The organism is Bacteroides sp. B1-V-101, from assembly GCF_023656585.1.
GTDB classification, from domain to species: domain Bacteria; phylum Bacteroidota; class Bacteroidia; order Bacteroidales; family Bacteroidaceae; genus Bacteroides; species Bacteroides thetaiotaomicron.
Genome location: NZ_JAMOKH010000045.1, coordinates 43,769 through 49,963, shown reverse-complemented (window position 1 = coordinate 49,963; position 6,195 = coordinate 43,769). Strand labels below are relative to the sequence as shown.

Annotated in this window: 4 protein-coding genes and 2 tRNA genes; 5 read left to right on the top strand and 1 reads right to left on the bottom strand. The window is 44.9% G+C overall.

The features are described 5' to 3' along the window. Positions 1-784: 784 nt before the first annotated feature. Positions 785-2,770: a beta-N-acetylhexosaminidase gene (locus NBH01_RS22725; protein WP_225679452.1), complete on the bottom strand. Its 1,986-nt coding sequence runs from the start codon at positions 2,768-2,770 to the stop codon at positions 785-787. A 146-nt stretch (positions 2,771-2,916) separates the two neighbouring features. Here NBH01_RS22725 and yaaA point away from each other — a divergent pair, with 146 nt between their 5' ends. The 5 genes from yaaA to purB all read left to right on the top strand — a co-directional run bounded on the left by yaaA (position 2,917) and on the right by purB (position 6,151). Next, the gene (gene yaaA / locus NBH01_RS22720; protein WP_008764139.1) at positions 2,917-3,690 is read left to right on the top strand and encodes a peroxide stress protein YaaA; all 774 of its coding nucleotides are present in this window, start codon (positions 2,917-2,919) and stop codon (positions 3,688-3,690) included. A 5-nt stretch (positions 3,691-3,695) separates the two neighbouring features. Beyond that, on the top strand, positions 3,696-4,247 hold the full coding sequence (locus NBH01_RS22715; protein WP_008764140.1) for a sugar O-acetyltransferase: 552 nt from the start codon (positions 3,696-3,698) through the stop codon (positions 4,245-4,247). Between the two features lie 236 nt (positions 4,248-4,483). Then, positions 4,484-4,558 (top strand) — tRNA-Val (locus tag NBH01_RS22710). A 32-nt stretch (positions 4,559-4,590) separates the two neighbouring features. Beyond that, positions 4,591-4,665 (top strand) — tRNA-Val (locus tag NBH01_RS22705). 139 nt (positions 4,666-4,804) lie between these two features. Continuing rightward, the gene (purB, locus tag NBH01_RS22700) at positions 4,805-6,151 is read left to right on the top strand and encodes an adenylosuccinate lyase (RefSeq protein WP_250700319.1); all 1,347 of its coding nucleotides are present in this window, start codon (positions 4,805-4,807) and stop codon (positions 6,149-6,151) included. Positions 6,152-6,195: the final 44 nt, after the last annotated feature.

Genomic DNA, 6,195 nt, shown 5'->3' with positions numbered 1-6,195 from the left:
AAGTAAACCGGAGGCAGGAATAATAAATAATAAAGTAAACAGCTGCCAGGGTTAGTAATATTTCTAGTCAACACATAGCAGCTATTAGAGATAAACAAGTCAACCATTATTAGGGAAGTACAGAAAGTAGGAATAGAGTGCCGTTCTCTTTAGCTCTTCACGGCCGTGAACAGGTCTGCTCATGGCTGTGATCAACTCTTGTCACGACCGTGAACAATGCTTGCCACGGCCGTGAACAACTAAAGAGATCGGTGTCTTAATGGAACAATAAAGACACTATAAGAGAAAGATACCGGTAGTATACGGTATTTGTTGCGTAGGATCAGGACTCGGATGAAGTAGGCTTGATGGGGAGATAGCAGTAGGTGAGATGAACAGTGAGATTGGGAGGGAAGTGACAATAAAATGTATGGATGTAGCTATTGTCACCGTATTATCACCGCTTATTATCACCGATGATATGTTTATAATCAGTTAGTTAACTTCGAAAAGTGATAAGTGACAATAAAAAAGCGTTTTATTGCTTAGGGAAGAAACGTTTGTGTAGCTTTTGGTTATACAGGTTTGAATTGATTCGTAACGGTTCAAAAATGAATGAAACAGTAGTATCTCCATTGGGGGCACCCCCATTTTAAGATACTATTACTATCATTTTGCTCAAATCCGTACGTAAATGAAATGAATGATTGTGCTTCTTCCAGAAGCGGATTACACAGATTGATACGGTTTTTGGTAGATTGTACCGCTAAAAAAATGTGAAATCTGTGTAATCCGTATCTAAATCTTATGGTTTGCTTACGCAATAATTGTATACTTTCAGATTCTGTACCTTACTATTAAAGTTTCCTGCTTTCTCCAGCGGGAAAACTAGTGTACGTACATAGTTCATTGAATCTTTTCCCGCATTAAAGTAAAGTTTCTGCGTATTCATTTCATCAACCACTTTACCGTTGACTCTCAGCGTTGTACTGCAATTGTTTCCTTCTATCTGAATTGTTGCTTTTTCTCCTGGATTCACTTTGTAGGGGAAGGTATTCAGATAGCCGTCGCGTGCAAATCCCATCATCCCCCGAATAGGGTCTGACAGATAGAATACGGCGTTAGGCGAACGGAACAATTCGGTTCCTTCACTTTCTTTTGCTCCGGTAATGTCGAAACTGACAGTGTAATTATAGCCAATTTCCGGATAATCGGAAGTGCTGCCGGGAGCGACTGTGGAACGTTCGTATACCAATTCCGGCTTTTTGCCGATTCTTGCCAGTTGGTTGACTCCGGGCGCTTCGCTGAGGAGGGCACGTTTTTCATTGAATGTTTCATAAGGAATGCCTGTTTGAGCGCCTGTCCACATCTTTACAGAGAGTGTTTGCAGGGGCGAGAATATACGGTGATGGATGTCTTTCACCGAGATACCGTTGCCGACATGGTCGTTCCAGATGGCAAACATACCGCCAAGAATGGAAGGATGTTTTTCGTCGAATACAGCTTTGCCGATATGGGCGGGTGTCCACTCCTTATATAAGTATGGTTCGTTGAGGTAATCATAATAGTAGCCGGCTTTCGGAACGATATATATCAGTCCGTCCGGAATACTGATCAGTTGATATCCGTCTTTGATCATGGTTGCCGGATCGGCGTATCCGTTGTACCAAGCATTCATGACGACATTTTCTGATTTGACGGGCGTATCGCCTTTGGCATGGCTGAGCGCGCCCCATACAACTGCTTGCTTGCCGAAACCTTCCACAAAACGGATGTAATGGTCGGTGAAAGCACGGAATTTTTCTACCACGTCTTTCTTCGCGTTCGAGTATTCGTCTGTACCGATATGTACACGCTTGCCTACGAATACCGGATTGTCGCCCTCCAGATATTCTTTGAACAGAGCATCTACGAATTCGTAAGTTTCCGGCTTGAATAAGTCGAGGTGATCCATGCCGTACTCCTTGCTTCCGATTTCCGGTTTGTAATGGGTGAGAGCCAGTGAGTGGGCGGGAACGTCAATTTCCGGAATGATTTCCACGAAGTTGGATACCGCCTGTTTCTGGAAGTCGATAAATTCTTTCTTGGAGTACGAGCCGTCACGGGCTGTCAATCCCGGATAAGTCTCTGATTCCAGCCGGAAGGCAGCGTAAGTCTTGTCCCAGTTGTGTTCGAAGTATTGCTTGAATCCATTATCGTTCAGATGGACTTGCAGGGTGTTCATTTTGTAGTAAGCCATGATTTTCACCAAGTCCTGCAGATAAGCCATCGGAATGAACTTACGGCCACAGTCTATCATGAAACCGCGAAGCGGATAATCGGGATAATCACGAATCGTTCCTTGCGGGAGTGAGCGTTCCTGATTTTGTTCCGCCAGTTGCAGGAGTGTGCGTGTGCTCCAGTAAAGACCGGTCGGGGTGGGAGCGGAGATGGCTACACGGTCGGTTATCTTGATGGCGTAACCTTCCTCACCGAGCTTCTTGTCTGCCGACAAGGATAGGACGAAATCGCCGGGCGTGGCTTTGCCTTGTGCTACGCTTAATGTCTGCCCGAACATCTGTTGATAATCGTCGGCAAACATCCGGGCTATTCTCAGTAATTCGGGATTTTGGGAAGTGCAGACGATTCGGGCGTCTTTTCCCGGGGTGAAGTTACCGTCTTTTCCCGTCCATTGTTTGAGTTCGGGGACAACAAACGGTTTCGGGTTGACAGCGGCACGGGTTAAGCTACCCGTCAGACAAAAGATGACCAATAAGGCCAGAACTTTCAAAGATACAAACTTGTTTCTCATAAGGGGGATTTTTGTGTTTTTGTTAATTAATAAATGATTATAGTTAATTATTGGCTGAAAGTAGGCATAATTTGGATATCTGTCAACAAGTGAAGCTATTTATTTTTTATTTTTGTGTTTTTCAAAATGATTAAACCCGATTCAGAATGTTAGTACTTCTATCTTGTGCCAAGACGATGAGTGCGGTGTCGAAGGTGAAAGTCCCTTTGACTACGATCCCCCGTTTTCAGAAGGAAGCGGCGGAAATAGCGTTGCAGATGTCCCAGTTTTCTGTAGACGAATTAGAACGTCTGCTGCGTGTAAACGCAAAGATTGCTGTGGAGAATTATAAACGTTATCAGGCTTTTCATGCGGAAACCACTCCGGAATTGCCTGCTTTGCTGGCGTATACCGGCATTGTATTCAAACGGCTGAATCCGAAGGACTTCTCTGCAGAAGATTTCGGGTATGCGCAGGAACATTTGCGGCTGACTTCTTTCTGTTACGGTCTGTTGCGTCCTTTGGACGTGATTCGTGCTTATCGGCTGGAGGGGGATGTCGTATTGCCGGAATTGGGGAATCAGACTTTGTTTTCTTATTGGCGGTCGCGTCTGACGGATACGTTCATAGAGGACATCCGATCGGCAGGAGGAATCTTGTGTAATCTTGCCAGTGACGAGATGAAAAGCCTGTTTGACTGGAAGCGGGTGGAGAGCGAAGTCCGTGTGGTCACTCCCGAATTTCATGTCTGGAAGAATGGAAAGCTGGCTACGATAGTGGTGTATACCAAGATGTCCCGTGGCGAGATGACACGTTTCATATTGAAAAATAAGATCGGAAATCCGGAGGAACTGAAAGGATTCTCGTGGGAAGGGTTCGAGTTTGACGAATCGCTTTCGGATGAAAGGAAATTGGTATTTATTAATGGGATGGGAGAATAAGGAATATGACAGAAGTAGAGAAGATGCGTAGCAGCCAGTTGGCTGATATGTCCGCGCCGGAGTTGCAGGTGCGTTTTGAGCATGCCAAGAAGTTGCTGGCGATCATGCGCGGGTTGAGCACGTACGATGACGGGTACAGAGAATTGTTGGAAGAACTGGTGCCGGGTATTCCTGAAACTTCGGTGATCTGTCCTCCTTTCCATTGCGATCACGGAGACGGGATAAAGTTGGGCGAACACGTGTTTGTCAATGCCAACTGTACTTTTCTGGACGGAGGGTATATCACAATCGGTGCCCATACGCTAGTCGGTCCTTGCGTACAGATTTATACACCGCATCATCCGATGAATTATCTGGAGCGTCGCGGTTCGAAAGAGTATGCTTATCCGGTTACGATCGGCGAGGATTGCTGGATTGGCGGCGGTGCTGTCATTTGTCCCGGTGTGACGATTGGCAACCGTTGTGTGATAGGAGCGGGAAGCGTCGTGACGAAAGATATTCCCGACGACAGTGTTGCAGTCGGGAATCCGGCGCGCCTTATCCGTAAGCAGGCTTGACCGGGAATCTTATTTCCCGGATTTGAGTGTTCCCACATTGTTGGCTTTATCTTGTTCTGTTTAGTGGACAGGCTTGGAGAAGGGAAAGTTGCATGAAAAAAAACTTTTTTCATTATTTGCTGATAATCAGTTGGTTTTTATTTTTGATAAAAAGTTTCTTGAAAAATAATATGCAAAATGTTTGGAGGTTTCAAAAAAAGCCGTACCTTTGCATCGCTTTTGAAACGGAAGTGTACGGGCGCTTAGCTCAGCTGGTTCAGAGCATCTGGTTTACACCCAGAGGGTCGGGGGTTCGAATCCCTCAGCGCCCACAAAGAATACCGAAACACTTCCGTCAACAAAAGGGCGCTTAGCTCAGCTGGTTCAGAGCATCTGGTTTACACCCAGAGGGTCGGGGGTTCGAATCCCTCAGCGCCCACGAAATAGAAGTCTTACGAAGAAATTCGTGAGACTTTTTTTATTTCTTACCGCTTTTATACAAACTTTCTTTATCCTTTTGCCTTATAACTCAGGAAAAAGAGTTAATTTTGCAGTCTGATAATTATCTAAGAAAACGTATGGAACTTGATGTATTAACGGCCATATCTCCGATTGATGGTCGATATAGAGGCAAAACTAAAGCTTTGGCAGCTTATTTCTCTGAATTTGCACTGATTAAATACCGTGTACAGGTAGAGGTGGAATACTTTATCACCTTGTGCGAACTGCCTTTGCCGCAGTTGAAAGGAATCGATAGCAGCGTGTTTGAAACTTTACGGAATATCTACCGTAACTTCTCGGAAGCAGATGCGCAACGCATTAAAGATATCGAAAGTGTAACCAACCATGATGTAAAAGCCGTAGAATATTTCCTGAAAGAAGAATTCGATAAGCTGGGTGGAATGGATGACTATAAAGAATTCATTCACTTCGGATTGACTTCTCAAGACATTAATAATACGTCTGTGCCTCTTTCTATCAAGGAAGCTTTGGATAAAGTCTATTATCCGCTGATCGAAGAACTGATTGCACAACTGAAAACGTATGCAACAGAATGGGCTGAAATCCCGATGCTTGCCAAAACTCATGGGCAACCGGCTTCTCCGACTCGTTTGGGTAAGGAAGTGATGGTATTCGTTTACCGCCTGGAACGTCAGCTGGCTATGCTGAAAGCATGTCCGATCACTGCAAAATTCGGTGGCGCTACCGGAAATTACAATGCTCATCATGTAGCATATCCTCAATATGACTGGAAACAATTCGGTAATCGGTTTGTTGCAGAGAAACTGGGACTGGAGCGCGAAGAATATACCACTCAGATTTCGAACTACGATAACTTGTCTGCTGTCTTTGACGCGATGAAACGTATCAACACCATAATGGTGGATATGAACCGTGACTTCTGGCAGTATATTTCTATGGAATACTTCAAGCAGAAGATCAAAGCCGGTGAGGTAGGATCAAGCGCGATGCCGCATAAAGTGAATCCGATCGACTTTGAAAATGCGGAAGGTAATTTGGGTATCGCAACTTCTATTCTGGAACACCTGGCTGTGAAACTGCCTGTTTCCCGTTTGCAGCGTGACCTGACAGACTCTACGGTGCTCCGTAATGTAGGCGTGCCTTTCGGTCATATCGTGATTGCTATTCAGAGTTCACTGAAAGGACTTCGCAAACTGTTGCTGAACGAACCGGCTATTTACCGTGATTTGGACAACTGCTGGAGCGTAGTGGCTGAGGCAATCCAGACGATTTTACGCTGCGAGGCTTACCCGCATCCGTATGAAGCATTGAAAGCTTTGACCCGGACCAACCAGGCTATTACAGAAAGTTCTATTAAAGAGTTTATCGAAGGCTTGAACGTAAGCGAAGATATTAAAAAAGAGTTAAGAGCAATTACTCCGCATACATATACGGGACTTTAATTGTTTACTTATACAATAAACGTGTTTTTTTAATAGGCCGTGAG

What these genes read in the sequence shown, in the direction of transcription:
- NBH01_RS22725 (WP_225679452.1), bottom strand. Translation starts at nt 2,770, where the DNA reads ATGAGAAACAAGTTTGTATCTTTGAAAGTTCTGGCCTTATTGGTCATC.
- yaaA (WP_008764139.1), top strand. Translation starts at nt 2,917, where the DNA reads ATGTTAGTACTTCTATCTTGTGCCAAGACGATGAGTGCGGTGTCGAAG.
- NBH01_RS22715 (WP_008764140.1), top strand. Translation starts at nt 3,696, where the DNA reads ATGACAGAAGTAGAGAAGATGCGTAGCAGCCAGTTGGCTGATATGTCC.
- purB (WP_250700319.1), top strand. Translation starts at nt 4,805, where the DNA reads ATGGAACTTGATGTATTAACGGCCATATCTCCGATTGATGGTCGATAT.